Here is a 24,132-nt window from a genome sequence, read left to right as displayed (position 1 = left end):
ATGTGTGGCATTGTCGGCGCTGTAGCTGAACGTAATATCACCGCCATCCTTCTCGAAGGCCTGAAGCGCCTCGAATACCGCGGCTATGACAGCGCCGGCGTGGCGGTCTACACCAACGACGAAACCCTGGAACGCATGCGCCGTCCGGGCAAGGTCAGCGAACTGGAAACCGCACTGGCCGAACAGCCGCTGGCCGGCCGTCTCGGTATCGCCCACACCCGTTGGGCTACCCATGGCGCGCCGTGCGAGCGCAATGCCCACCCGCATTTTTCCGGTGACATTGCGGTAGTGCACAACGGCATCATCGAGAACCACGAAGCCCTGCGCGAACAGCTGAAAGCGCTGGGCTATGCGTTCAGCTCGGACACCGACACCGAAGTCATCGCCCACCTGCTGACCCACAAGCTCAAGGAACAACCGGACCTGACTGCCGCGCTCAAAGCGACCGTCAAGGAGCTGCACGGTGCCTACGGTCTGGCAGTGATCAATGCACAGCAACCGGATCGTCTGGTCGCCGCGCGCAGTGGCAGTCCATTGGTGATCGGCTTGGGTCTGGGCGAGAACTTCCTCGCTTCCGACCAACTCGCTCTGCGTCAGGTCACTGACCGCTTCATGTACCTGGAAGAAGGCGATATCGCTGAAATCCGTCGCGACAGCGTGCAGATCTGGGACGTGAACGGCAACGCTGTCGAGCGCCAGACCGTGCAGTACACCGACGGTGCCGAAGCCGCCGACAAGGGCGAGTTCCGCCACTACATGCTCAAGGAAATCCACGAGCAACCGACCGTGGTTCAGCGCACTCTCGAAGGTCGCCTGGGCAACAATCAAGTGCTGGTTGAGGCCTTCGGTCCACAAGCTGCCGAGCTGTTCGCCAAAGTGCGCAATGTGCAGATCGTCGCCTGCGGCACCAGCTATCACGCCGGCATGGTCGCGCGTTACTGGCTCGAAGAACTGGCCGGTATTCCGTGCCAGGTGGAAGTCGCCAGCGAATTCCGTTATCGCAAAGTGGTGGTGCAGCCGGACACGCTGTTCGTGACCATCTCGCAGTCCGGCGAAACCGCTGACACCCTCGCGGCCCTGCGCAATGCCAAGGAGCTGGGCTTCCTCGCCAGCCTGGCGATCTGCAACGTCGGCATCAGCTCGCTGGTGCGCGAATCCGATCTGACCCTGTTGACCCAGGCCGGCCGCGAAATCGGTGTGGCCTCGACCAAAGCCTTTACCACGCAACTGGTCGGCCTGTTGCTGCTGACCCTGTCGCTGGGACAGGTGCGCGGCACTCTGGCCAACGGCGTCGAAGCCACACTTGTCGAAGAACTGCGTCGCCTGCCGACCCGTCTCGGCGAAGCGCTGGCGATGGACAGCACCGTGGAAAAAATCGCCGAGCTGTTTGCCGAGAAAAACCACACCCTGTTCCTCGGCCGTGGCGCGCAATTCCCGGTCGCGATGGAAGGTGCCTTGAAACTCAAGGAAATCTCCTACATCCATGCCGAAGCCTACCCGGCCGGCGAGCTCAAACACGGGCCGCTGGCACTTGTGGATAACGACATGCCAGTGGTGACCGTCGCGCCGAACAACGAACTGCTGGAAAAGCTCAAATCCAATCTCCAGGAAGTCCGCGCTCGCGGCGGCGAGTTGATCGTGTTCGCGGATGAGAAGGCTGCGATGACCAACGGCGAAGGTACCCACGTGGTGCAAATGCCGCACATCCACGACATTCTCTCGCCGATCCTTTATACGATCCCGCTGCAACTGCTGTCGTATTACGTCGCCGTGCTCAAGGGCACCGACGTTGATCAGCCGCGCAACCTGGCGAAATCGGTCACCGTGGAATAAGTTATCCACCGTTGATCTACGCTCCCACAATCGCAGCCTCGGCTGCGATTGTCGTATCCGCCCGGAGGAATTCGATGGACCGCTTTCAGGAAATGCAGATCTTCGTTGTCGTCGCCCAGGAGCAAGGCTTTTCGGCGGCGTCGCGGCGTCTGGGTCTGTCGGCGGCGAGCGTCACCCGGGCCGTAGCGGCGTTGGAGCAGCATATCGGTACGCAGTTGCTGGTGCGTACCACGCGCACCGTGCATCTCACCGAAGCCGGGCAGCGTTATTTCGATGACTGCCGGCGGATTCTTGCCGAGGTGCAGGAGGCCGAGGATTCGGCGGCGGGCAGCCATGCCTTGCCGCGCGGGCAGTTGACGATTACTGCGCCGGTGCTGTTTGGCGATCTGTTCGTGACGCCAGTGATGGCCGATTACCTTTGTCGTTATCCGGATGTGTCGATCAACGCGCTGTTGCTGGACCGGGTCGTCAACATGGTCGAGGAGGGCATTGATGTCGCGGTACGCATCGGTGAGCTGCCGGACAGCAATCAGCATGCGATCCGAGTTGGGGAAGTGCGGCGGGTAATCTGCGCTTCGCCGGGGTTTCTGGCTGAACATGGCCGCCCGGAGCATCCGCAGGCATTGGCCGGGTTGCCGGTGGTGGCGACATCGGCGATCGGTCAGCAACGCAACTGGCCGTTTCTCGACGGCGGTGAAGCACTCAGTGTGCGCACCGAACCGCGCCTGACCGTCACGGCCAATCAGTCGGCGATCACTGCCGCGCTCAAAGGCCTGGGCCTGACGCGAGTGCTGTCGTATCAAGTGGCGGACAAAGTCGCGGCGGGGGAGCTGGAAATCGTCCTCGCCGAGTTTGAATTGCCACCGTTGCCGATCCATGTGGTGTATCAGGGCGGGCGCAAGGCACCGGCGCGGATCCGCAGTTTTGTCGACTTCGCCGTGAAGGCGCTGCGTGAGCATCCAGCCTTGAGTGCTGCGGCGTTATTGCACGAGATGAAATAATCGATTGCAGTGGCTGGTTATTCTGTTGTTCCGGCAACCCATAGATGATGACTCCATCGGCGCGCTCATCCCCGTAGCGACGTCACTTTCCAACGGAGTCGACCATGCAAGCGATCAAACTCTACAACTTTCCCCGTTCCGGTCACGCCCACCGCGTCGAGTTGATGCTGTCGCTGCTGCAACTGCCGACCGAGCTGATCTTCGTCGATCTGGCCACAGGTGAGCACAAGCAGCCGCAGTACCTGGCGATCAACAGCTTTGGCCAAGTGCCGGCGATTGATGACAACGGCGTGGTGCTGGCCGATTCCAACGCGATTCTGGTTTATCTGGCGCAGAAATATGGCAACGGACGCTGGCTGCCGGCCGACCCGGTGGGCGCAGCGCATGTGCAGCGCTGGCTGTCGGCAGCGGCGGGACCGATTGCGTTTGGCCCGGCGGCGGCACGCCTGATCACGGTGTTTGGTGCGCAACTGAATGCCGAGGAAGTCATCGGCCGTGCGCACAATCTGCTCAAGGTCATGGAACTGGAGTTGGGCAAAACTGCGTATCTGGCGGGCGAAGAGCCGACCATCGCTGACGTGTCTGCCTACAGCTACGTTGCTCACGCGCCGGAGGGCAATGTCTCGCTGGACGACTACGCCAACGTTCGCGCCTGGCTGGCACGGATCGAAGCATCGCCGGGTTTTGTCGCTATGCCGCGCACGGTTGCCGGGTTGCAGAAGACGGCGTGATCTCCCGCCTTCAAGCGTAGGACAGCGCTTTTTCTGCCAACAGTTCTTGATACAACTCCGTCCACTTGCGGCCCATTTCATCGGCAGTGAATAACTGCCGATAGCGCGCTTCCGCTTTGACGCCCATCTCGGCGGCACGCTCAGGGTTGTCCCATAGTGTACGCATGGCTTCCCGAAAGGCCTGTGGATTGCTCGGCGGCACCACCAGTCCGGTTTCGTTGTGGATATTGATGAAACTGGTACCGGTGCCGATTTCGCTGGAGATCATCGGTTTGCCGTACATCGCGCCTTCGAGCAACGAAATACCGAAAGCCTCCGAGCGCAGGTGCGAAGGAAAGACAATCGCGTAGCTCAATTGCAGCAACGCCACTTTGTCCTCGTCGCTCAGACGGCCGAGGAAGTGAATATTGCGCAGGCCCAGCGCGGCGGCCTGTGCGTGCAGTTCCTGCTCCAGCGGACCGGCACCGACAATCACCACGGGATAATCAATGTCTTTGAGCGCGTCGAGCAGGATGTGCAGGCCCTTGTAATAACGCATCACCCCGACGAACAGAAAAAACTTATCCCCAAGCTGTTGGCGCCAGCGGTTCATGCGTTCGGTATCGGGCTGTGGATAACCTGCTTTATTCAGGCCGTAGGGGATAACGCGGGTCTTGTCCTGAAACTGCTGCAGCACATCGCTGGTGTGCAGATAGTTCGGCGATGCAGCAACGATGCGGTCGGCGCTGGCGAGGAAGCGATTCATCAGTGGCCGATAGAGCTTGAGCAGATGCTTCTGGCGAATGATGTCCGAGTGATAAGTAACTACGCTCGGCTTGTTCACAGCGCTGGCGAAATGCACCAGGTCCATGAATGGCCACGGGAAGTGATAGTTGATCACGTCGGCTTCGGCGGCTAGCTCACGGAACTGCTTGAACACACTCCAGGAAAAGCCAGTGGAGGCGAACTGGACATCCAGCTTCGCCCGATGTACTTCGTGCTGACCCAGTTGCACCACGGGCGGTGTCGGATTGGTGCTGAGGGTCAGCACTTGCCCATCGATGCCATGCTGAGCGCCGCTTTCGCACAACTGAAAGATGACTTGTTCGATGCCGCCGACCGAATCGGGCAGGTACGTCTTGAAGAAATGAAGAACGCGCATTCAACCTCCCATGGCCTGGCGGTAGGCACCAGCCGTAGCCTGTGCACAACGTTGCCAGGAAAAAAGTGCCGCCTGCTGCAATCCCGCTTCGCGGCAGGCGTGCCAATGCAGCGAGTCGTCGATCAACCGGCCCATTGCATCACGCAGACCCTCGGCATCGTCCGCTTCAATATAGTTGCCAGCCGCGCCAGCCACTTCCGGCATCGCCGAAGAACGGGTGGTCACCACCGGCGTGCCACTGGCCATGGCTTCCAGCACCGGCAAGCCAAAGCCCTCATACAACGACGGAAATATCAGCGCCCGGGCGCCGGCCAGCAGTTGCGCCAATTGCTCATCGGGCAGATAGCCGAGCAGGCACACGTGGCCGCTGGCCAATGCCTGGCGCAGTGGCTCGTTGAACTGTTCGCGCTGCCATCCGGCCATGCCTGCAATCAACAAGGGAAAGCGCTGGCGCACGGCGTCTGGCAGCAGGGCGTGGGCATGCAACGCCAGGCTCAGGTTCTTGCGCGGCTCCAGGGTGCCGACACAGAGGAAATATTCCCGTGCCTGTACGGCGTGAGCCTTGAGCACACTGTCGATTTCCTCAAGTGGCCGGGGACGGAAGCGCTCGGACACACCCAACGGCGCCACAACGAATTGCTGTGCAGGGAGATTAAAGTAGGCCTGCGCCTCGTCAGCGATCGCCTGCGAATCGGTCAGAATGACCCGCGCCTGCTCCACGCCGGCGGCCAGACGACGTTCGATTTCCCTCAAACGTGCTGGTGGCTGGGTTTCTGGAAAATGCAGGTGCGTCAGGTCATGCAGGGTGATCACGGTCGGACCGTCGAAGGCCAGCGGCCACAGGCTTGGCTCGTGATAAAGATCAATCTTTTGTGCACGCACCTCATCGAAACGTTTCTGCTCCAGCCAGCGGCGTGCCTGATAGGCCCCGGGAATTTTTCGCAGCAATGGCGTCATGCGCGAGTAGCCGGGCATGGCCGCGTCCGGCAGGGCCGAACTCCAGCCCCATCCGTGAAACAGGCTTACGTCCACATCGGGTTCGCTGCGCAAGGCGTTGACCAGTTCGGCGACGTAGTGGCCAATGCCGGTGCGCGGCGCTTGCAGGATGCGGGCGTTAAGAGCAATGCGCATGCGGCCTCGCTTGCACGCGCAGGGCCTGCTGAACATGGGCAAGGCTGCGTGTCGCCAACTGCTCACTGGCCTCGCGCCAGCCGATCCAGCGCCAGTCAGCGACGTCGCGGGCGGCGGGGAACTGTCCGCTGCGCTGATAGGTTTCGATCAGATCGGCAAGGCTTTGTGGGTCCTGCAGATCGAAATAAGCCATGAACTCGCCACCGATTTCGCGGAATACCGCGATGTCGCTGCCCATCGCTGGCAAACCGCGCTGCATGGCTTCTACCAGTGGCAGGCCGAAGCCTTCGACAAACGAAGGAAACACCAGCGCGCTGGCCTGCGCATAGGCGTATTCGAGGCTGGTGTCGCTCAGGTCATTGAACATGAACAGGCGCCGATTCAGTTCCGGATGATTGCGGATTCGCTCGAGCAGTGCGTCGCATTTCCAGCCGATACGCCCGGCGATGCACAAGCGTGCGGTCGAACCGGCAGCCCAGGCGAGTTCGAAGGCGTCGAGCAGGTACCCATGGTTTTTACGGGGCTCAATGGTGCTGACCATCAGGAAAACCGCTTCGGTCGCAGTGAACAGGTCACTCAGGCGCGGTTCGACCGTGGCTTCGCTGTGCTGCAGATCGAGCTCGGACCCCAGATAAAAGTAATCGAACCAGCGCTTTTCAGTCTGCTCGGCACCGATTCTGCGTTGCAATTCACCACGCACCTGATCACGCACTGTGGCGGAAATCGCCATGTAGCCATCGGCCGTGCGGGTGATCCAGGCGAACCACTCATTGAAAACTTCGACCAGCCGCGTGTCGTAAAACTGCGGATGCGTCAGCGGAATAAGGTCGTAGATCACCGCGATCATGCCGACGCCGTCGCGTTTGAGCTGCTCGACATGGGCGAAAAAGTCCGAGTGCCAGGATGAATCCAGCAGCACCAGTTGATCGCCCGGGTGGTGTTGAAGCGGCGAGCAACGTTTAAGCAGCTGCCTGCGATTGATCCGTCTGACGAGCCGAATCGGCAGGCCGAGCACGGCAAACTGGGTCAACCGATAGCCCACATACAGCAGCAGCCGCGCCAGTTTCGAAGTGCATCGCGCATCACGGCGCTGATGCCACTGCCAGAAACGATGGGCGAGGCGCTCCAGGCGTTCACCGAAGGTTTCGAGGCTGTTCCAGAACGGTGTATCGAGTGGCGCCAGTTGCAGCACGCGGTAGAGCTGGCGATTGATCATCACCACCGGCAAGCACTCAACGCCGTCAGCGCTGGCGGGCAGCTGCTTGATGACGTTGCGCACCACGCGCTGGATCCCCGAATTGATCTTGGGGTGTTTGAATACGTGGGTGCATTCAACCAAGAGGCGGGTCATGGCGCACGCTCGACAGGCCGGGCCTCGGTGTCGCGGCTGATGGTGGTTTTAGCGTCCAGCCAGGTACAGCCGACGAAGTCTTCCCGACGGCTGTTGATCACCTGGAACACCATCCCGTAGTCACGCCACTCGAAATTGCGATCCAGATGTGAGTCCAGACGCGACAGGCTCAGCGACACCGAATAGTTGCCTTTGCCCAGGCCCATGATGAAGGCGAAGCGATAGGTGAAGCGTTCACCGGCGCGCAGATCGGTCAATGCCTTGTTCAGCCGGTGGGTGTTGATGCCGTACATCATCTGGCCGAGGCGATCCTTGAGAATGAAGCCCAGCACCAGCCGTTCGATGTCCTTGCGCACTTCGACCTGCACTTCGAGCACCACCGGTTGGCCGACTTCAACAGCCTCAATGCTGCGCTGGTTTTCATCGAGCAGGCGTACGCTCAGAATCGCCGCCTCGCCGGTGCCGGAGACCGTTTGCACCTCGCCGCCGGCGAGCGTTTCCTGGCGAACGACCTGACCCTCACGTTCGGCCATCAGCGCATTGTAATAATCGAGAACCGGCTCCGGTTTGCCGCGCATGGCCACGCGCCCATCCTTGAGCAGGATCGCCGAGTCGCAAATCGACTGAATCGCGAAGCGATCATGGGACACGATCAATAACGTCGTGCCGGATTTGCGAAAGCTGCGGATGCGTTCGAAGCTCTTGTGCTGGAAATAGGCATCGCCCACCGACAGCGCTTCGTCAACGATCAGGATGTCCGGGCGCCGGGCGGTGGCGACACTGAACGCCAGGCGCATCTGCATGCCGCTGGAGTAAGTGCGGACCGGGTGATCGATGGCTTCGCCGATTTCGGCAAAACGCTCGATATCGGGCATCAGGGCCTGGATTTCTTCAAGCTGCATGCCCAACAACTGACCGGCCATGATTGCGTTCTGCCGACCGGTAAAGTCCGGGTGGAAACCCATGCCCAGCTCCAGCAGCGCTGCGACGCGACCCTGCAATTCAATCCTGCCCCGGGTGGGTTGAGTGGTGCCGGTGATCATTTTCAGCAAGGTGCTTTTGCCTGCTCCGTTGGCGCCGACGATACCCACCGCTTCACCCGGAGCAATCTCGAATTCGACATCTTGCAGTACCCAGTGCTGTTGATGCCGAAGCGGCGAAAACGGAATCAGCCACTCGGCCAGCCGTGCCCAGCGGTTTGGGTATTGCTTATAGGCCTTGCCCAGGCCGGTGACGCGAATATGTCCCATCAGAGTTCATCCACCATTTCGCCGACGCGCTGGCGAAACAGCCGCAGACCGATCAGACAGAACACCACGCCAGTAATGAAAACCGGCAGCAGCGAACTCCATACCGGCCACTGACCGTAGAGAAACAGGTTCTGATAACTGCTGAACAGGTTGGTCAGCGGGTTGAGTTGCAGCAGGCGCTGCACCCATTCCGGCAGGATCGTGATCGGGTAGACGATCGGTGTCAGCCAGAACCAGAACTGCAGGCAGATGCCGAACAACTGGCCGACATCGCGAAAGAACACGTTCAACACCCCTAGGACCATGCCCAGCCCGGCGCAGAACATCATTTGCAGAGCAATCAGCGGAATCAGCGCCAGCAAAGCCATTCCCGGCCAGCGCCCGGTGATCAGCAGAAAACCGAGAAACAGACTGATGATGATGGCGAAATTGATCCCGGCATTGATCAATACAATCACCGGCAGGCAGATCCTCGGGAAGCTGATTTTCTTCAGCAGGTTGGCGTTTTCCAGAAACATGTTCTGACTGCGCAGGGTTATTTCGGAAAACAGTCCCCAGGCCAGCAGACCAGCGCACAGGTAGACGCTGTAGGCCATGCTGTCGTCCACACCCGGTAAACGTGCGCGCATGATCTGGGAAAAGATCACCGTGTAGACAATGATCATCGACAGCGGATTGAAAATCGGCCATAGCGCGCCGAACAGCGAATTGCGATAACGCGCTTGAAACTCGCGCTGCACGCTGCCGAGGATGAATCCACGGTAGCTGTGCAGCGAGCGGTACAGGGAAAGCAGCATTCAGACCGTCCTGCCGTATTGATCTTCAAAGCGAACGATATCGTCCTCGCCCAGGTATTCGCCGCTTTGCACCTCAATGATGACCAGGTCGATCACCCCGGGGTTCTCCAGGCGATGCTTGTGGCCGGCGGCGATGAACGTTGATTCATTCTTGGCGACCAGGGTCGTGCCGGAACCGTTGTTGGTGACCTTGGCCATGCCTTCGACCACCACCCAGTGCTCGTTGCGGTGATGGTGCATCTGCAACGACAACTTGCCACCGGGTTTGACCACGATGCGCTTGATCTTGAAGCGCGGGCCTTCCTCCAGAACGGTGTAGGTGCCCCACGGACGGCTGACCGTACGATGCAGGCGATAGGCTTCGTGGGACTTGTCCTTGAGTTGCTTCGCCACGCGGCGTACATCCTGCGCACGGTCGGCATGGGCCACCAGCACCGCGTCGGCGGTGTCGACAATGATCAGGTTATCCACACCGACGGTTGCCACCAGCCGGCCTTCGCTCTGCACGAAGTTGTTGTGGCTGTCGATGAAGATCGCTTCGCCGCTGGCGCGGTTGTTGTCGGCATCGGCGGGAATCAGCGCGGCGACCGCGCTCCACGAACCGATGTCGCTCCAGTCGAAACCGGCAGGCACCACCACGACTTTTTCCGAGCGCTCCATCAGCGCGTAATCGATGGAGATGTCGGTGATTTCGGCAAACAGGGTCGACGACAACTCCTGTTGCAGGCAGCCGACCGTTTCGACCGGTGCGCTGACGGCCATGCAGGCGCGGGTCTGTTCCAGCAACTCGGGTGCGTGCAGTTGCAGTTCGGCAATGAGCGTCGCGGTGGTGAAGCAGAACATCCCCGAATTCCACAGGAAGTTGCCGCTCTCCAGGTAATGCGTGGCGGTCTGCAGGTCGGGTTTCTCGACGAAGCGCTGCACCTTGGCCGCGCCTCTGGCGTCCAGCGGCGCACCGGTTTCGATATAGCCGAAGCCGGTTTCCGGCGCGGTAGGGACCACGCCGAAGGTCACCAGATAACCGTCCTTCGCCAGATTCACTGCGTGCTCGACCGCACACTTCAAGGCGTCCTGATTGACGATCAAATGATCCGCCGGCATCACCACCATGATTGCGTCGTCACCATGCAGCGCCTGCAATGACAGTGCTGCCGCTGCGATCGCCGGTGCGGTATTGCGCCCGCTCGGCTCCAGCAGAAAGTGCCCGCGATGGCGCGACACCTGAGCCGCGCAATAGTGATCCTTGCTCTGGAAGTAATACTCGCGGTTGGTCACCGTGACGATGTCGCCCCAGCCGTCCAGCAACGCCGCCGCACGTTGGTAGGTCTTGCCCAGCAGCGACTGGCCGTCGGGCAGGGCCATGAACGGCTTGGGGTGGCCCTCGCGGGACACCGGCCACAAACGGGTGCCGGCACCGCCGGACAGAATCACCGGAATCAGCATGGCCTACTCCTTGGCGACGCGTTTCATGTCCGCATCCATCATCATGCGGATCAAGGTATCCAGGTCGGTTTTCGGTTTCCAGCCCAGCACACGCTGGGCCTTGGCCGGGTTGCCGAGCAGCACTTCGACTTCGGCCGGGCGGAAAAACGCCGGGTCGATCTTCACGTAGTCACGGTAGTTAAGGCCGACGTGATCGAAGGCAATGCGGCACATTTCGCGCACGGTGGTGGTGACGCCCGTGGCGACCACAAAATCGTCGGGTTTGTCCTGTTGCAGCATCAACCACATGGCCTCGACGTAATCGCCGGCAAAGCCCCAATCGCGCTTGGCGTCAATGTTGCCAAGAGCCAACTCGTGCTGTTTGCCCTGCTTGATGCGCGCGGCAGCGTCAGTGACTTTGCGGGTAACGAATTCGATGCCGCGCAGCGGTGATTCATGGTTGAAGAGGATGCCGCTGCTGGCGTGCAGGTTGAAGCTTTCGCGGTAGTTGACGGTGATCCAGTGGCCGTAGAGCTTGGCTACGCCGTAAGGGCTGCGCGGGTAGAATGGCGTGTTCTCGTCCTGTTGCTCAGCCTGGATCAGGCCGAACATTTCGCTGGTCGAGGCCTGATAAAAACGCGTGTGCGGACTGAACTGACGGATCGCTTCGAGCAGGTGTGTCACGCCCAATCCATCGACGATGCCGGTGGTCACCGGTTGATCCCAGGAGGCGGCGACAAAACTCTGTGCGGCGAGGTTGTAGACTTCGTCCGGTGCCGATTTGATTACCGCACGCTGCACCGAGCAGGCATCGGCCATGTCGCCGTCGAGGTAGACAATGTCGGCTTCGACACCCATCTCGCGCAGGCGCCAGCGTGAATCGCTGCTGCGTCGAGCAACGAGGCCGTGAACCTTGTAACCCTTGTCCAGCAGCAGTTTGGCCAGATAGGCGCCGTCCTGGCCCGTAATCCCGGTAATCAGTGCACTTTTTGTCATTGTTGTCGTACTCGCATCTCCCAGTCGGACAGGATCGCCCGCAGGGATTGTTGTGTGGTGATGGCTGGCGCCCATCCTGTGGCGTTGGCCAGTTTTGCGTGGCTGCCGCAGACGCGGCGCTGGTCGGCGCGACGCATGCGCGCCGGATCCGGCACCAGTTCAACGTCGACTTCGGCCAGATCGGCCAATTGCTCGATCAGGCTGCGAATGCTTTGCTCGCGGCCCGAGCAGATGTTGTAGACCTGCCCCGGTGTGCCGTTTTCCAGCAATGCGAAGTACGCGCGAATCACATCGCCGACATCGAGGAAATCGCGGGTCACGTCGATATCGCCGACTTGCAGTTGCGGTGCTTGCAGGCTCTGTTTGATGCGGCAGATCTGCCGGGCTGCGCTAGCGATGACGAAGCTGTCTTTTTGCCCGGTGCCGATGTGGTTGAACGGGCGTGCGACCAGCACTGGCCAGCCTTCACTCAGGCCCCATTGCAAACTGAGGAACTCCGCTGAAAGTTTGCTTACCGCGTACGGATTGCGTGGCAGCGGTGGTTGTTGCTCGGTGATCGGCAGGTGCTGCTCGCCGACTTGCCCGTAAACGTCGCCGGAGCTGACGTACAAAAACGTCCCGGCAAAGCCGCGAGCCTTGAGCGCCTGCAACAGATTGAGGGTGCCGAAGAGATTGATGTCGAGGGTGCGGGCCGGGTCACGAAAGGCTTCCGGCACGAAGGTCTGTCCGGCCAGATGAATGACTGCATCCGGCATCTCGGGCCAAAGGTCGATGAGGCTGTCGGCGTTCGTAAGGTCGTAGGCCGATGCGGCAGGCAGCAGCTCCCACGACGAGCCCGGCGACGCCAGACGAGACTGAATGTGTTGTCCCACGAAGCCGCTGAGGCCCGTGACGAACAGACGTTTTTTCAAACAGCGACCCCTTGGTCATGACTCGCGCCGCTTTCCTTGCACGCTTTGAGGAAAGCCCTGTCAGACCGGAGGAAATATCCGGTGAAACAGCAGGCGAAGCCGTTGTTGTAGTTGTTTGGTTGCCAATCTGTGCCAATTGCTCGGCAATTTCAACCGGGCAAACCGTGACTGGTCAGTTCTCGTCAGCATAGTCCGATTTATTCTCGCCCGGCGGTTCCCGGACTCGCGATGGATGTGTTTAGAATGGCCTTCGTCGCGAGTTGGCCGATTGTTTTCCGGACGCCGCGACGCGGGGTGAAACTGACCACTAAAACAAGAACAGAGACGTGCCCGATGATGACGGACGAGTGCCGGCCCTGCCGACCCGATCCGACGCGCGGCCGTCATAGCATGAAGTCGCCGGGATGGCGCTTCATCGTGGGATGCCATGAATTTCATTCTCTACTCGGACGTCAACGACAGCTCCATCAGTGCCAGTCTGGGGCGTCCGGAATACAGCTATTACTTTGTCCTCAAAGCCTATCGCCCGGTGCTGGAAAGCCTGGGGCGCGTGCACGTGGCCGGATCTGTCGCCGACGTCGATGTGATTTACCGGCAATTGCTCGCCGCAGGTGAAGACAGTGTGTTCCTGTCCTTCACCCCACCGCAGAAGACCCCGGTTGATCTGGAATGCCCGACGATCTGCGTGGTGGCCTGGGAGTTCGATTCGATCCCGAATGAACAATGGGACGACGATCCGCGTCAGGACTGGACACGCATGCTCGCGCGCCACGGCCGGGTCATCACTCTGTCGAGCCACACGGCAGCGGCCATCCGCCGCGCCATGGGCGAAGCGTTCCCGGTGCTGGTTTTGCCGACGCCGTTGTGGGACAGCTTCGCAACGATTCGTCAGCAACACCAACCTATGCCGGTCAATCCCGGGACTGCACTGGCGATCAAGGGCTGTATTTTCGATTCACGCACCCTCGGCCTGTCAGCCGATGCGCTGATCCCAACGCCAATCAGCCCTGAAGAGCAGGCTGCACTGGCCGCAGCAATTGAAGCCGCGCGCCCGCCACCGTTGACGTTCAAACGCCGACTGGTCATTGCTCGACATTATCTGCGCCTGTGGGTGCTGGATCTGGGACACGAGCAGGTGGAACCAGTGCCACGGGTGAAATTTCTGCACAACTGGTACTGGGAGGGCATTCGCGATCTGCTGCCGGACGCTTTGCATGGCTGGCTGCAACAGCGTTGGCCTGAGGTGTGCGGCGCTGCGCCGGTGCCCGTGATCGAACCGGCGCCACTCGATCTGCCGGACACCTCATCGGTGGTCGAAACCACAGTCGAGGGTGTGGTGTACGTCTCGGTATTCAATCCCAAGGATGGCCGCAAGAACTGGCATCGACTGATCAGCGCATTCTGCTGGGCGTTCCGCGAAACGCCCGACGCGACGCTGGTGCTCAAGATTACCCAGAATGATCTGGCGTCCTATTACAGCGAGTTGATGACCCTGCTGGCGCAACTCACGCCGTTCGCCTGTAGGGTCGTGGTGATGCACGGTTACCTCGACGACGCGCAGTACGCCAGGCTCTATCAGGCGGCCAGTTTCTACGTCAACGCGTCACGCTGCGAAGGGCTGTGCCTGCCCTTGATGGAGTTCATGTCCAGCGGTAAACCGGTGATCGCCCCCGATCACACGGCGATGGAAGATTACATCGATGACTCGGTGGCGTTCGTGGTCAGGTCCAGTGAAGAGCTGACGATCTGGCCGCAGGACACGCGGATCATCTACCGCACGCTGCGGCACCGCCCCGACTGGGGCTCGCTGAAAAGCGCCTACGAAAACAGCTATCGAATGGCCAAGGCCCGGCCGCAGGAGTATCAGCGGATGTCTGCCGCCGCCGTCGCGCGCATGCAGCAATACTGCGCCTTCGCGCCGGTGCGCAAACGGCTCGCGGAGTTCTTTGCGCTGACAGCAGGCCCCACCGATGCTGCGCCTGTGACGGATAACGCCTCATGCTGATCATCATTCATTCGGAAACCAACCGGCACACCATTGCGCAGAACCTCGGGCGTTCGGAGTACAGCTATTACTTCGTGCTCAAGGAGTATCGTCCGGTGCTCGAACGCATCGGTCGGGTCGTGGAAGTGGCCGATCCGCAGACAGAAGTCGATGCTCTGTATCTGGAATGTCTGAGCCGTGGCGAGCCCTGCGTGTTTCTGTCGTTCTCGCCGCCGCATCGCACTCCCGTTCACCTGGCCTGTCCGACGCTGCCGGTGTTTGCGTGGGAGTTCAGCACGATCCCCAATGAAGCCTTTGCGGGCGAGCCGCGCAATGACTGGCGTAGCGTCTTGCATGCCTGTGGCGCAGCGATCACCCACTCCAGCTACACGGTCAATGCCGTGCACGAGGCGATGGGTGCCGAGTACCCGATCGTCGCGGTGCCGGCGCCGGTCTGGGACCGCTTTGCTGCCCGTGGCGCGAAAATGCCCGAGCAAGCCCTGGCCACCGCCTACAGCCTGACGATCAAAGGTCTGGTCGCGGACAGCCGCACCCTCAATCTGAATGCATTCGGGCCGGCGCACCTGCGCAGCGGCGACGGCATCGACTTCGCCGCGCCGGCCTCCGAGCAGACGCTGGTGCTTGACGGAGTGGTTTATACCTCGGTGTTCAATCCCGGTGACGGGCGCAAGAACTGGGAAGACATGCTCAGCGCTTTTTGCGTTAGTTTTCGCGATCTCGAAGACGCGACGCTGGTGCTCAAGCTCACTCACCACGACGCCGAAGAAGCGCTCAGCGATATCCTCCATCATTTGTACAAAAACCAGTCTTACCGCTGCCGCATCGTTCTGATCTACGGTTACCTCGCCGATCCGGACTACGAGCAACTGGTGCAGGCCACGCGGTACGTGGTCAACACCTCCTACGGCGAAGGTCAGTGCCTGCCGCTGATGGAGTTCATGTCCTGCGGCAAGCCGGCGGTGGCGCCGCGTACCACGGCGATGATCGATTACCTGAGCACCGCGAATGCCTTTCTCATCGAGTCCACGGATGAGCTGACAGCCTGGCCTCACGACCCGCGCAAGGCCTTTCGAACCCTGCGTTACGTGACCAACTGGACCTCGTTATGCGAGGCCTATCGGGCCAGTTACGATGTCGCGAAAAACCAGCCGCAGCGCTATGCCGATATGTCCGCGCAGGCAGTCGACAGTTTGCAGGCGTTCTGCAGCCAGGCTGTGGCTGAACAGCGTTTGCGAGGGTTTCTGACGCAGTTGTTCGAGCATCGTGCGCCTGCTTTGGAAGCTCCCCAAGCATGAACGCCAAGCGCATCATGGACGTTGAAGTCCTGCGTGCGGTCGCGGTGCTCGCGGTGTTGTTCCACCATTTGCCGGACAATCTGTTCACTGACCCGGTGCCGTCGCTTGCCCGGATCCACGAATGGGCGCAGACGTGGTGGGGCGTCGACCTGTTTTTTGCGATCTCCGGTTTTGTCATCGCCCGCAGCTTGATCCCGGTGCTGCAAGGCTGCACGACGGGCCAGGAGCGCTGGCAACAGGTGCGCCATTTCTGGCTGCGCCGGGCTTTTCGCCTGTTGCCTTCGGCCTGGTTATGGCTGGCGGTGATCCTGCTGGCCTGTATGTTTTTCAACCGGTCCGGTGCGTTCGGTACGCTGTCCGCCAATCTTCAGGCGACCTTGGCCGGGGTACTGCAATACGCCAATTTCCGCTTCGCCGACAGCTTTTTCCAATACGAATACGGCAGCAGTTTCGTCTACTGGAGCCTGGCGCTGGAGGAGCAGTTCTACCTGCTCTTTCCGTTGCTGATCCTGTTGTTTCGCCGACACCTGGTCTGGGCATTGCTGGCGCTGGTGGCGGTGCAGATTCTGACTGTGCGCACGCCTTTGCTGATGGTAGTACGCACCGATGCGCTGGCCCTTGGCGTGCTGTTGGCGATGTGGAGTGCGCAGCCGGGTTTTCAGCGCTGGCAGCCCTCGTTCTTGCGCCGACCATGGCTTGGCATTTCAGCGTTGATGGTCATTGGAGCGCTGTTGAGCTTCATGACCACCGACCGTTTTACCCTGGCCAATTATCGGATCGGTTCGATCGCCGTGCTCAGTGCGCTGCTGGTCTGGATCGCCTCGTACAACCGTGACTACCTGATGCCTGCCGGACGCTTGCAGCGGTTGCTGGCATGGATCGGCAGCCGCTCCTACGGTATCTACCTCATTCACATTCCGGCGTATCTATTGGTGCGTGAACTGATCTTTCGCTTGCAGAGCAGTGGCCTGCCGAGCCCCGCCGGACATCCCATCATTACGATGCTGATTGCCTTTGGCCTGATCGCGCTCCTCAGCGAACTCAACTACCGCGTGGTCGAAATGCCGATGCGCAATCGCGGTGCTGCACTGGTCAAGCGCCTCGGTTCCTCCCGAATTGCTGTTACCTCACCCGGAGCCACCTCATGCTGAGCTTTTTGAAGAAACTCTCGGCGACAACGCCTGCGCAAACTGCGGCAGAACCGGTCGCTGCGGTTGCCGACAAGGTTGATCCGTACTCGCTCGGCCTTTACGACGCGAAACTCAGCGGCTGGTACAACCAGGCAACCCACGAGCTGTACACGGGATTCCCTGTGAGTGCCGACGATACGTTGCTTGATGTCGGCTGCGGTGATGGCGGCAACGTGCACTTCTGCGGTATGCGTGGGGCGAAGATCATTCTTGCCGATATCGATGCGGCCAAGGTCGAAGCCACCCGCCAGCGCCTGAGCGACACCCCGGCCCGGGACATCGAATGCCACATTACCGACTGCAACCCGCTACCGATCGCCGACGCAACGGCGACGCGTGTGGTCTCCACCGAGGTGATCGAGCACGTTGATGATCCCGCGCAGTTTCTCGCCGAACTGGTGCGTGTCGGCAAGCCGGGCGCTTTGTATCTGCTGAGCGTGCCGCATCCCAGCTCCGAGGACCTGCAAAAGGACATCGCCGCGCCGGAGTATTTCCAGAAACCCAATCACATACGCATTATCAGCGAAGACCAGTTCAAGGCCATGGTCAGCGACGCCGGGCTGGAGATCATCAGCCACAGTAAATATGGCTTCTACTGGTCGATGTGGATGATGTTGTTCTGGGAAGCCAAGGTCGATCTCAGCAACCCCGATCACCCGATGCTCGAGCACTGGGCCAATACCTGGCAAGCGGTGCTGGATTCCCCGCGCGGCGCGCAGATCAAGCAGGCGCTGGATGCGGTGGTGGCCAAGAGTCAGGTGATTATCGCGCGCAAGCCTGCGGCATCCCTGTAGGCGCTACGGCACGCTGCGATCTTTTGATCTGGAGTCTTGAAGCAAGATCAAAAGATCGCAGCCTCGTTTCACTCGTCAGCTCCTACACGGTTTTTGTGTAACCTTGCAGCCCTGTGGTTTCAGGGATTTTCAAGGTATGCGGTTGATTGTGTGTCTGTTCCTTGGCGTCTTGCTTGCGGGTTGCGAGCAACACGTCGCGCCGGCCCTCGACCAGCAACTCTACGTCTGGCAGCGCCAATGGACGCCTGCGCATGAACCGGCCTTGCGTGACAGTCGCGATGATTTCTCGACGCTGCGCGTGCTGGCATTGCAGGCCTTTCCCGGCGAACGGTGGAGCAGAGCGCGGGTTGATCCGGCATTGTTGAAAGCCGATAGCCGCCCTTTGATTGCAGTGATTCGCCTCGATGGCCAGCTGCAGTCGCTGGACCAGCAGCAGGTCACCGCGCAGATTCTGCAAGTCATCGCCGATTGGCAGGCGCAAGGCCTCACGTTGAGCGGCGTCGAGATCGATCACGACGCCGGTACAGCACGGCTGCCTGCGTATGCCCGATTGCTCAAAGATCTGCGCGCGACCTTGCCGCCATCGTTGCTTTTGAGCATCACCGCGCTGCCGGCCTGGCTCGACAGCGCGCACTTGCCGGCGCTGTTGCAGAGCGTCGACAGCAGCGTGCTGCAAGTCCACGCCGTGAGCGATCCGCGACTGGGTCTTTTCGACGCCAGGCAGGCGTTGAAGTGGGCCAAGGCCTGGGCACATGTCAGCGACAAACCGTTCTATCTGGCGCTGCCGGCCTACGGCGTTGCGCTATTGAGCGATGACGGTGGCGCGCCGATAGTGGAAAGCGAAGTTCAATTGGAGCGCGGCGGGCAGCGCCGGGAATTGCTCGCCGATCCGCAGCAACTCAGCCAATTGGCCAAAACCTTGCGCGAGGATCCGCCCGAGCATCTCGCCGGGCTGATCTGGTTTCGCTTGCCGCTGACCAACGATCGTCGCGCCTGGAGCCTGACTACTTTGCGCGCCGTGGCGCGGGGCGATGTGCTGAACAGTCAGTTGCGCTTGTCATTCAAAGAGCAGGGCGGACTCTATGACATCCAGCTCGATAACCGCGGCAATCTCGACAGTCCGTGGCCCGCGCAAATCACGCTGAAGGCGCAGGATTGTGCAGGCGCCGATGCGCTCGCCGGTTACTCGTTGCAACAAAGTGCCAATCTGCTTACCTTCACCCGCCTGCGTGACGGCCGCTTGCCGGCGGGCGGACAGCGCGCTGTCGGTTGGGCGCGTTGTGCACATATTGATCAAGGAGGTTCGCATGTTGACCCGTAACTGGCCCCGCCATCTGCTCTGCCTGAGCCTCAGCCTGCCGCTGGGTTCGGCGCTGGCCTGCGGCCCGGACTTCCCGATGCGCCTGCTCGACAACCGCGCGCAGACCTTGGCCGATTTGCCCGAGGGCAGCTTCAGCTTCGAAATCAGTCGCCTGGGTAAAACCATTGCCGGGCTGAAAAACGTCACCGCGGCGACCCATAACCCCAACGACTATGCCGAAGACAACGCGTCAGAGCTGGCGCGCGAACAGGCTGAGCAGGTGGGCCTGAGCGCTGAGCAATACGCCGTGGTCAAGCGACTGCGCGGGCTCAGCGATGCACGTCAGGCCGAGGAGCAGGGCGCCAGTCTGCCGGTGGAAATCCGTTTGTACGTTGCCGGCGCGGTGGCTTTTGCCACCGGTGATCATCAATTGGCCAGTGAGTATTTCAACAAGGTGCTGGCCCTGCCGGCGGACCAGCGTCCGTTGCGCAGCACGTGGGCGGCGTATTCCCTCGGGCGCATTGCCTTCGCCATGAGCAACGGGGCGCACGACCGCATCGAAACGCTGGAGCAGGCGCGCGATGCCTTCCGCCAGGCACGGCAACTGAGCATCGACGGCTTCAGCGATCCGCTGGAATTGGGCGTTGCCAGCCTCGGTGAAGAGGCACGGGTGTTGCGCAGCGCGGGCGACTGGAGCGGCGCCATCGAACTGTACGAAGCACAGAACCTGCACGGTTCGGCCGTCGGTTATACCTCGCTCAAGCAACTGATGAACGAGCTGGCCGAATTGCCGGAATCTCAACTGGCCAAACTGCTGCAGCAGCCAGCAGTGCAGCAACTGGTCACGGCGTCGCTGGTCAGCCGCCAAGGCTGGTCATTTGGCGAGCAGCCGGCCAACGAAAAGAAATTGGTAACGCTGTTGCAGAGCAGCACCCGTGGCAGCCTCAACAATGCCGATCGACTGGCGGCGATGAGTTATCAACAGGGCGACTACGCGTCTGCCAAGGCCTTTCTGGTAAACGCCGGGGACGGCGGACTGGCCTGGTGGCTGCGGGCAAAACTGGCAGTGCGTGACGGCGACACGACTGCCGCCGCTGCCGCCTACGCCAAAGCCGCCCAGGCCTTTCCGCAGAATGAAGACTGGGGATATCGCCGCACGCCGGACTGGGCGTTTGAAACGGTGCAGCCCAAATGTCGGGTGGAAGGCGAAAGCGCGATCCTGGCGCTGCAACGCGGCGAATACCTGCAAGCATTCGTGCAGCTGTATCGCAGCAACAGCCTTTACTGGTTCGATGCCGCCACCGTTGCCGAGCGGGTGCTGACGGTCGATGAGCTCAAGCGGTACGTCGATGAGAACGTGCCGGCACCGCCGCCATTGACGCAGCAAGAGCGCGATAACTATGTGCCGCTGTCGGTGGCCGCCAATCTGCGCAATCTGCTCGGTCGGCGCTTGCTGCGTGAGGGACGTTACGAGGAAGCGGTCGGTTATTTCGCCAGTGACGATCTGCAGCACAAGGCCCGGCTCTATGGCGAGCAACGGCTCAAGGCCGAGTCGGCGTGGTGGCCGAGCAAACGCGCCAGTGCGTTGTACAACGCCGCATGGACGGCCCGGGAGTGGGGCATGGACATCCTCGGTTATGAGATGGCCCCTGATTACGCCACCTTCGGTGGCAATTACACGCTGGAGAGCACGAAGCTGGATGTCGGCCCGCTGATTTCCACGGCGGAAGTGCAGCGCCAACAGGCCAGCGCCGCGCAACCGGATCAGCGTTATCACTATCGTTTCGTCGCCACGGCACTGGCCAGTCGCGCCGCCGATAACCTGCCGCACACCAGTCAGGCGTTTGCCGCCGTGTTGTGCAACGCGGCCGGCTGGAACAGCAGCCTTGAGGACCAGAGTGCGTTGTATCAGCGCTACGTCAAGGAAGGTCCTTATGTGCCGTGGGCGCAAGACTTCGGCAATCAATGCCCGTACCCGGACTTCGAAAATGCCGACAAGCGCTACGTCACCCAGGTGACCGATGCCGTGCGTGAAACGCTGCGGCCGTACAAGTGGCCGGTGCAGATCGGCGCGATCGTCGTAGTCGCGGCCATCGCGTTACTGCTGATCACCCGTCGTCAGCGCAAGGTGCGCAAAGGCTAGGCCTGTTGAATAAAGCTCAGGCGTACGGCGAAGCCAATCAACAGACTGCCGAACAACCATTGCTGAACGCGCTGGGCGGTTGGACTGTGTTGCAGCCAACGGCCCAGTGCCGCGCCAGTCAGGGCAACCACGCTGTCGAACAGCAGACCGACGGCGACCAGCACCATGCCAAGCACGGCAAACTGGCTCAGCACCGGCGCGCCGTGACTGACAATGAATTGCGGCAGCAGCACCGAGCAGAACAGCAACGCCTTGGGATTGAGCAGGTTGGTCAGCAAACCGCGACGGATCGCATCGCGCCACTGGCCGGGAACAGGTGCCTGCTTTTGGTTTTGCAGACGCGGTACCAGCGAGCTGCGCAAACACTGCATACCGATCCACAACAGATAGGCCGCGCCAGCGATGCGCACCACGTCAAAAGTCCACGGCGCCGTTTTGAACAGCGCCGCCAGCCCCAATGCTGCCAGTGCCACGTGACAGGCGCGGGCGATGGCCAGGCCCAGTGCGGTGGCCAGCGCCGCACCGCGACCTTGCCGCGCACCGGTTTGCAATAGCAGGATCATGTCCGGTCCCGGCAGTAGCAGAACCACAGCCAGCGTCAGAATAAACAGCCAAAGACTTGCCACATCACACCCCGTTTTCGATGTCGATTTACTCGCGCCAGTCTAGAGCGAGACGGTAGGGCAGGTGCTTGCGTAGTCGGCTTCAATTGTTCACAGCTTTGGCATAACCTGCTGGTTTTCAACCGTCAGACTATCGGGATCTGCCAAAGATGAAACTCGACGCCTATGACCGCAAGATTCTCGCCGCGCTGCAACGCAACGGCCGCCTGAGCAATGTCGAGCTGGCGGAACAAATCGGCCTGTCGGCCTCACCGTGTCTGCGGCGGGTGCGCATGCTGGAAGAGGCGGGGGTGATTCGAGGCTACCAGGCCAATCTGGATCGCGATGAAGTCGGGCTGGGGCTGACGGTGTTTGTCGGGGTCAAGGTCGAGCGGCACAACGAAGAACGCGCCGAGGCTTTTTATGCCGCCGTCACTGCATTGCCCGAGGTGGTCTCGGCGTTTCTGGTGTCCGGCGAATCGGACTTTTTGTTGCAGGTAGTGGTGCCTGACTTGCGCGCTTATGACCGCTTTGTCAGCGGCCATCTGCTCAAGCTTCCGGGTGTGAGCGATATTCGCAGCAACTTTGCCATTCACACGGTGAAAGCGCCGGGGGCGTTGCCGTTGGGGCATCTGCCGCTGTAGACCGGGTGGCACCATTCGCGAGCAGGCTCGCTCCCACAGGGGGAACGCATTCCAAAGTGGGAGCGAGCCTGCTCGCGAAGACGGCGGCAAGGTTTGGAACCTACATCTGCGTCGCCATCCCCTCGACATTCATCGCTGCCTGCCGCAACGCTTCCGAACGCGTCGGGTGCGGATGGCAGGTCAGGGCAATGTCCTCGGCCGAGGCGCTGAACTCCATCGCCACACAGAACTCGCCGATCATCTCGCTCACGCTCGGCCCGACCAGATGCACGCCGAGCACTTCGTCCGTGCGCTCGTCGGCGAGGACTTTGGCAAAGCCTTCTGTTTCGTGATTGATCTTCGCCCGGCTGTTGGCGGTGAAGGGAAACTTGCCGACCTTGTAGGCGCGGCCCTCGGCCTTGAGCTGTTCTTCGGTCTGGCCGACGCTGGCCAGCTCCGGTTGGGTGTAGATGACGTTGGGGATCAGCGCGTAATTGACCTCGCCAGCCTTGCCGTGGATCTGCTCGACGCAGGCCATGGCCTCGTCTTCAGCCTTGTGCGCGAGCATCGGGCCGGACGTGACGTCGCCGATCACCCAGACCCCGGCGGCTTCGGTGCGATGTTGCTTGTTGGCGAGCATGCCGCGTTTGTCGGTACTGAGGCCGACGTTCTCCAGCCCCAGGCCCTGGGTGTACGGCCGGCGCCCGATGGCCACCAGCACATAGTCGGCTTCGATCAGCTCAGCCGTGCCACCGGCGGCAGGCTCGACGCTCAGATGCACGCCTGTGGCGGAGCTGGTGGCGCTGGTGACCTTCGAGCTCAGTTTGAAGGCAATGCCTTGTTTGCTCAGTGCGCGCTGCAAGGTCTTGCCGGCCTCGCCATCGACGCCGGGGCAGATCCGATCAAGGTATTCGACCACGGTGACCTGCGCGCCGAGTCGCCGCCACACCGAACCCAGCTCCAGGCCGATCACCCCGGCACCAATGACCACCAGATGTTTGGGTACTTCACTCAATGACAGCGCGCCGGTGGAATCGAGGATGCGCTGGTTGTCGATCTCGACGCCGGGCAGGGGAGTGGGCTCGGAACCAGTGGCAATAATGATGTCCTTGGCGCTGAGCTCGCTCTTGTTGCCTTGGGCGTCGGTCACCGTCACTTTGCCCGGGCCGTCGATATGGCCCCAACCCTTGATCCAGTCGACTTTGTTCTTGCGAAACAGAAACTCAATGCCCTTGGTCAGGCCGGCGACGCTTTCGTCCTTCTGCTTCATCATCTGCGCGAGGTTCAGCGTCGGTTTGACCTCGATGCCGAGATTGGCGAACTCTGTCCCCACCGCAGCGGCGTACAGCTCCGACGCGTGCAGCAAGGCTTTGGACGGCATGCAACCGACGTTCAGACAGGTGCCGCCGAGGGTTGCACGTCCTTCGACGCAAGCGGCCTTGAGCCCGAGCTGGCCGGCGCGGATCGCCGCGTTATAACCGCCGGGGCCGCCGCCCAGAATTACCACATCATAGTTGCTCATGCGCTTGCTCCAGATTGCTCGATGGGGATAGCCAAGGTTAGTCGCGATAAAAATTATGTGCGTAATATGAGCTTCGTCGAACATTTCGGTCAAG

Annotated in this window: 20 protein-coding genes; 10 read left to right on the top strand and 10 right to left on the bottom strand. The window is 61.0% G+C overall.

Going from position 1 to position 24,132, the window contains the following annotated elements:
* The 3 genes from glmS (at position 1) to AB4N85_RS21705 (ending at position 3,565) form a co-directional block, all read left to right on the top strand.
* Positions 1-1,833 (top strand): glutamine--fructose-6-phosphate transaminase (isomerizing), encoded by a 1,833-nt coding sequence (glmS, locus tag AB4N85_RS21715; protein WP_460065811.1) that lies wholly within the window; start codon positions 1-3, stop codon positions 1,831-1,833.
* Positions 1,834-1,907: 74 nt separating this feature from the next.
* A complete protein-coding gene (locus AB4N85_RS21710) occupies positions 1,908-2,834 on the top strand; it encodes a LysR family transcriptional regulator (RefSeq protein ID WP_353187325.1) in 927 nt (308 codons plus the stop codon).
* Between the two features lie 104 nt (positions 2,835-2,938).
* A complete protein-coding gene (locus tag AB4N85_RS21705; protein ID WP_353187323.1) occupies positions 2,939-3,565 on the top strand; it encodes a glutathione S-transferase family protein in 627 nt (208 codons plus the stop codon).
* A gap of 10 nt (positions 3,566-3,575) precedes the next feature.
* On the opposite strand, the gene AB4N85_RS21700 is transcribed toward AB4N85_RS21705, so the two are convergent.
* Genes AB4N85_RS21700 through AB4N85_RS21665 form a run of 8 tightly spaced genes read right to left on the bottom strand, consistent with a single transcriptional unit; the run spans position 3,576 to position 12,564 of the window.
* The gene (locus AB4N85_RS21700; protein ID WP_236167827.1) at positions 3,576-4,706 is read right to left on the bottom strand and encodes a glycosyltransferase family 4 protein; all 1,131 of its coding nucleotides are present in this window, start codon (positions 4,704-4,706) and stop codon (positions 3,576-3,578) included.
* Positions 4,707-5,837, bottom strand: coding sequence for a glycosyltransferase family 4 protein (locus tag AB4N85_RS21695; RefSeq protein ID WP_353187320.1), 1,131 nt, complete (start codon positions 5,835-5,837; stop codon positions 4,707-4,709). It lies immediately after the preceding gene.
* Positions 5,821-7,188, bottom strand: coding sequence for a glycosyltransferase family 4 protein (locus AB4N85_RS21690; RefSeq protein WP_353187318.1), 1,368 nt, complete (start codon positions 7,186-7,188; stop codon positions 5,821-5,823). Before AB4N85_RS21690 ends, AB4N85_RS21695 begins: the two co-directional genes overlap by 17 nt.
* Positions 7,185-8,438 carry an ABC transporter ATP-binding protein gene (locus AB4N85_RS21685; RefSeq protein ID WP_353187316.1) on the bottom strand — a complete coding sequence of 418 codons (1,254 nt, stop codon included), beginning with the start codon at positions 8,436-8,438 and terminating at the stop codon, positions 7,185-7,187. The genes AB4N85_RS21690 and AB4N85_RS21685 overlap by 4 nt, the downstream gene beginning before the upstream one ends.
* On the bottom strand, positions 8,438-9,235 hold the full coding sequence (locus AB4N85_RS21680) for an ABC transporter permease (RefSeq protein ID WP_056791068.1): 798 nt from the start codon (positions 9,233-9,235) through the stop codon (positions 8,438-8,440). Before AB4N85_RS21680 ends, AB4N85_RS21685 begins: the two co-directional genes overlap by 1 nt.
* On the bottom strand, positions 9,236-10,678 hold the full coding sequence (locus tag AB4N85_RS21675; protein WP_460065803.1) for a mannose-1-phosphate guanylyltransferase/mannose-6-phosphate isomerase: 1,443 nt from the start codon (positions 10,676-10,678) through the stop codon (positions 9,236-9,238). It lies immediately after the preceding gene.
* A gap of 3 nt (positions 10,679-10,681) precedes the next feature.
* Positions 10,682-11,653 carry a GDP-mannose 4,6-dehydratase gene (gmd, locus tag AB4N85_RS21670; RefSeq protein ID WP_105704732.1) on the bottom strand — a complete coding sequence of 324 codons (972 nt, stop codon included), beginning with the start codon at positions 11,651-11,653 and terminating at the stop codon, positions 10,682-10,684.
* The gene (locus AB4N85_RS21665) at positions 11,650-12,564 is read right to left on the bottom strand and encodes a GDP-mannose 4,6-dehydratase (RefSeq protein ID WP_353187312.1); all 915 of its coding nucleotides are present in this window, start codon (positions 12,562-12,564) and stop codon (positions 11,650-11,652) included. The genes gmd and AB4N85_RS21665 overlap by 4 nt, the downstream gene beginning before the upstream one ends.
* A 427-nt stretch (positions 12,565-12,991) precedes the next feature.
* Here AB4N85_RS21665 and AB4N85_RS21660 point away from each other — a divergent pair, with 427 nt between their 5' ends.
* The 6 genes from AB4N85_RS21660 (at position 12,992) to AB4N85_RS21635 (ending at position 21,291) form a co-directional block, all read left to right on the top strand.
* On the top strand, positions 12,992-14,569 hold the full coding sequence (locus tag AB4N85_RS21660) for a glycosyltransferase (RefSeq protein ID WP_460065800.1): 1,578 nt from the start codon (positions 12,992-12,994) through the stop codon (positions 14,567-14,569).
* The gene (locus AB4N85_RS21655) at positions 14,563-15,864 is read left to right on the top strand and encodes a glycosyltransferase (protein WP_460065798.1); all 1,302 of its coding nucleotides are present in this window, start codon (positions 14,563-14,565) and stop codon (positions 15,862-15,864) included. Before AB4N85_RS21660 ends, AB4N85_RS21655 begins: the two co-directional genes overlap by 7 nt.
* A complete protein-coding gene (locus AB4N85_RS21650) occupies positions 15,861-17,015 on the top strand; it encodes an acyltransferase family protein (protein WP_460065795.1) in 1,155 nt (384 codons plus the stop codon). The genes AB4N85_RS21655 and AB4N85_RS21650 overlap by 4 nt, the downstream gene beginning before the upstream one ends.
* On the top strand, positions 17,009-17,848 hold the full coding sequence (locus AB4N85_RS21645; RefSeq protein WP_095181181.1) for a class I SAM-dependent methyltransferase: 840 nt from the start codon (positions 17,009-17,011) through the stop codon (positions 17,846-17,848). The genes AB4N85_RS21650 and AB4N85_RS21645 overlap by 7 nt, the downstream gene beginning before the upstream one ends.
* Positions 17,849-17,984: 136 nt before the next feature.
* Positions 17,985-19,169, top strand: a complete 1,185-nt coding sequence (locus AB4N85_RS21640) for a DUF3142 domain-containing protein (RefSeq protein ID WP_252868507.1) — start codon at positions 17,985-17,987, stop codon at positions 19,167-19,169.
* Positions 19,156-21,291, top strand: coding sequence for a tetratricopeptide repeat protein (locus tag AB4N85_RS21635; RefSeq protein WP_252868506.1), 2,136 nt, complete (start codon positions 19,156-19,158; stop codon positions 21,289-21,291). Before AB4N85_RS21640 ends, AB4N85_RS21635 begins: the two co-directional genes overlap by 14 nt.
* Here the strand turns inward: AB4N85_RS21635 and AB4N85_RS21630 are convergent.
* Positions 21,288-21,917, bottom strand: a complete 630-nt coding sequence (locus AB4N85_RS21630) for a LysE family translocator (protein ID WP_252868505.1) — start codon at positions 21,915-21,917, stop codon at positions 21,288-21,290. The two genes, AB4N85_RS21635 and AB4N85_RS21630, sit on opposite strands and share 4 nt — an antisense overlap.
* Before the next feature lie 146 nt (positions 21,918-22,063).
* Here AB4N85_RS21630 and AB4N85_RS21625 point away from each other — a divergent pair, with 146 nt between their 5' ends.
* On the top strand, positions 22,064-22,537 hold the full coding sequence (locus AB4N85_RS21625) for an Lrp/AsnC family transcriptional regulator (protein WP_056791036.1): 474 nt from the start codon (positions 22,064-22,066) through the stop codon (positions 22,535-22,537).
* Between the two features lie 100 nt (positions 22,538-22,637).
* Here the strand turns inward: AB4N85_RS21625 and lpdA are convergent, their stop codons facing one another.
* Positions 22,638-24,038 (bottom strand): dihydrolipoyl dehydrogenase, encoded by a 1,401-nt coding sequence (lpdA, locus tag AB4N85_RS21620; protein WP_056791033.1) that lies wholly within the window; start codon positions 24,036-24,038, stop codon positions 22,638-22,640.
* Between the last annotated feature and the right edge of the window lie 94 nt (positions 24,039-24,132).

The organism is Pseudomonas sp. H1_G08, from assembly GCF_054681355.1.
The sequence above is the reverse complement of the archived record's forward strand: the minus strand, read 5'-3'. Positions and strand labels throughout refer to the sequence as shown.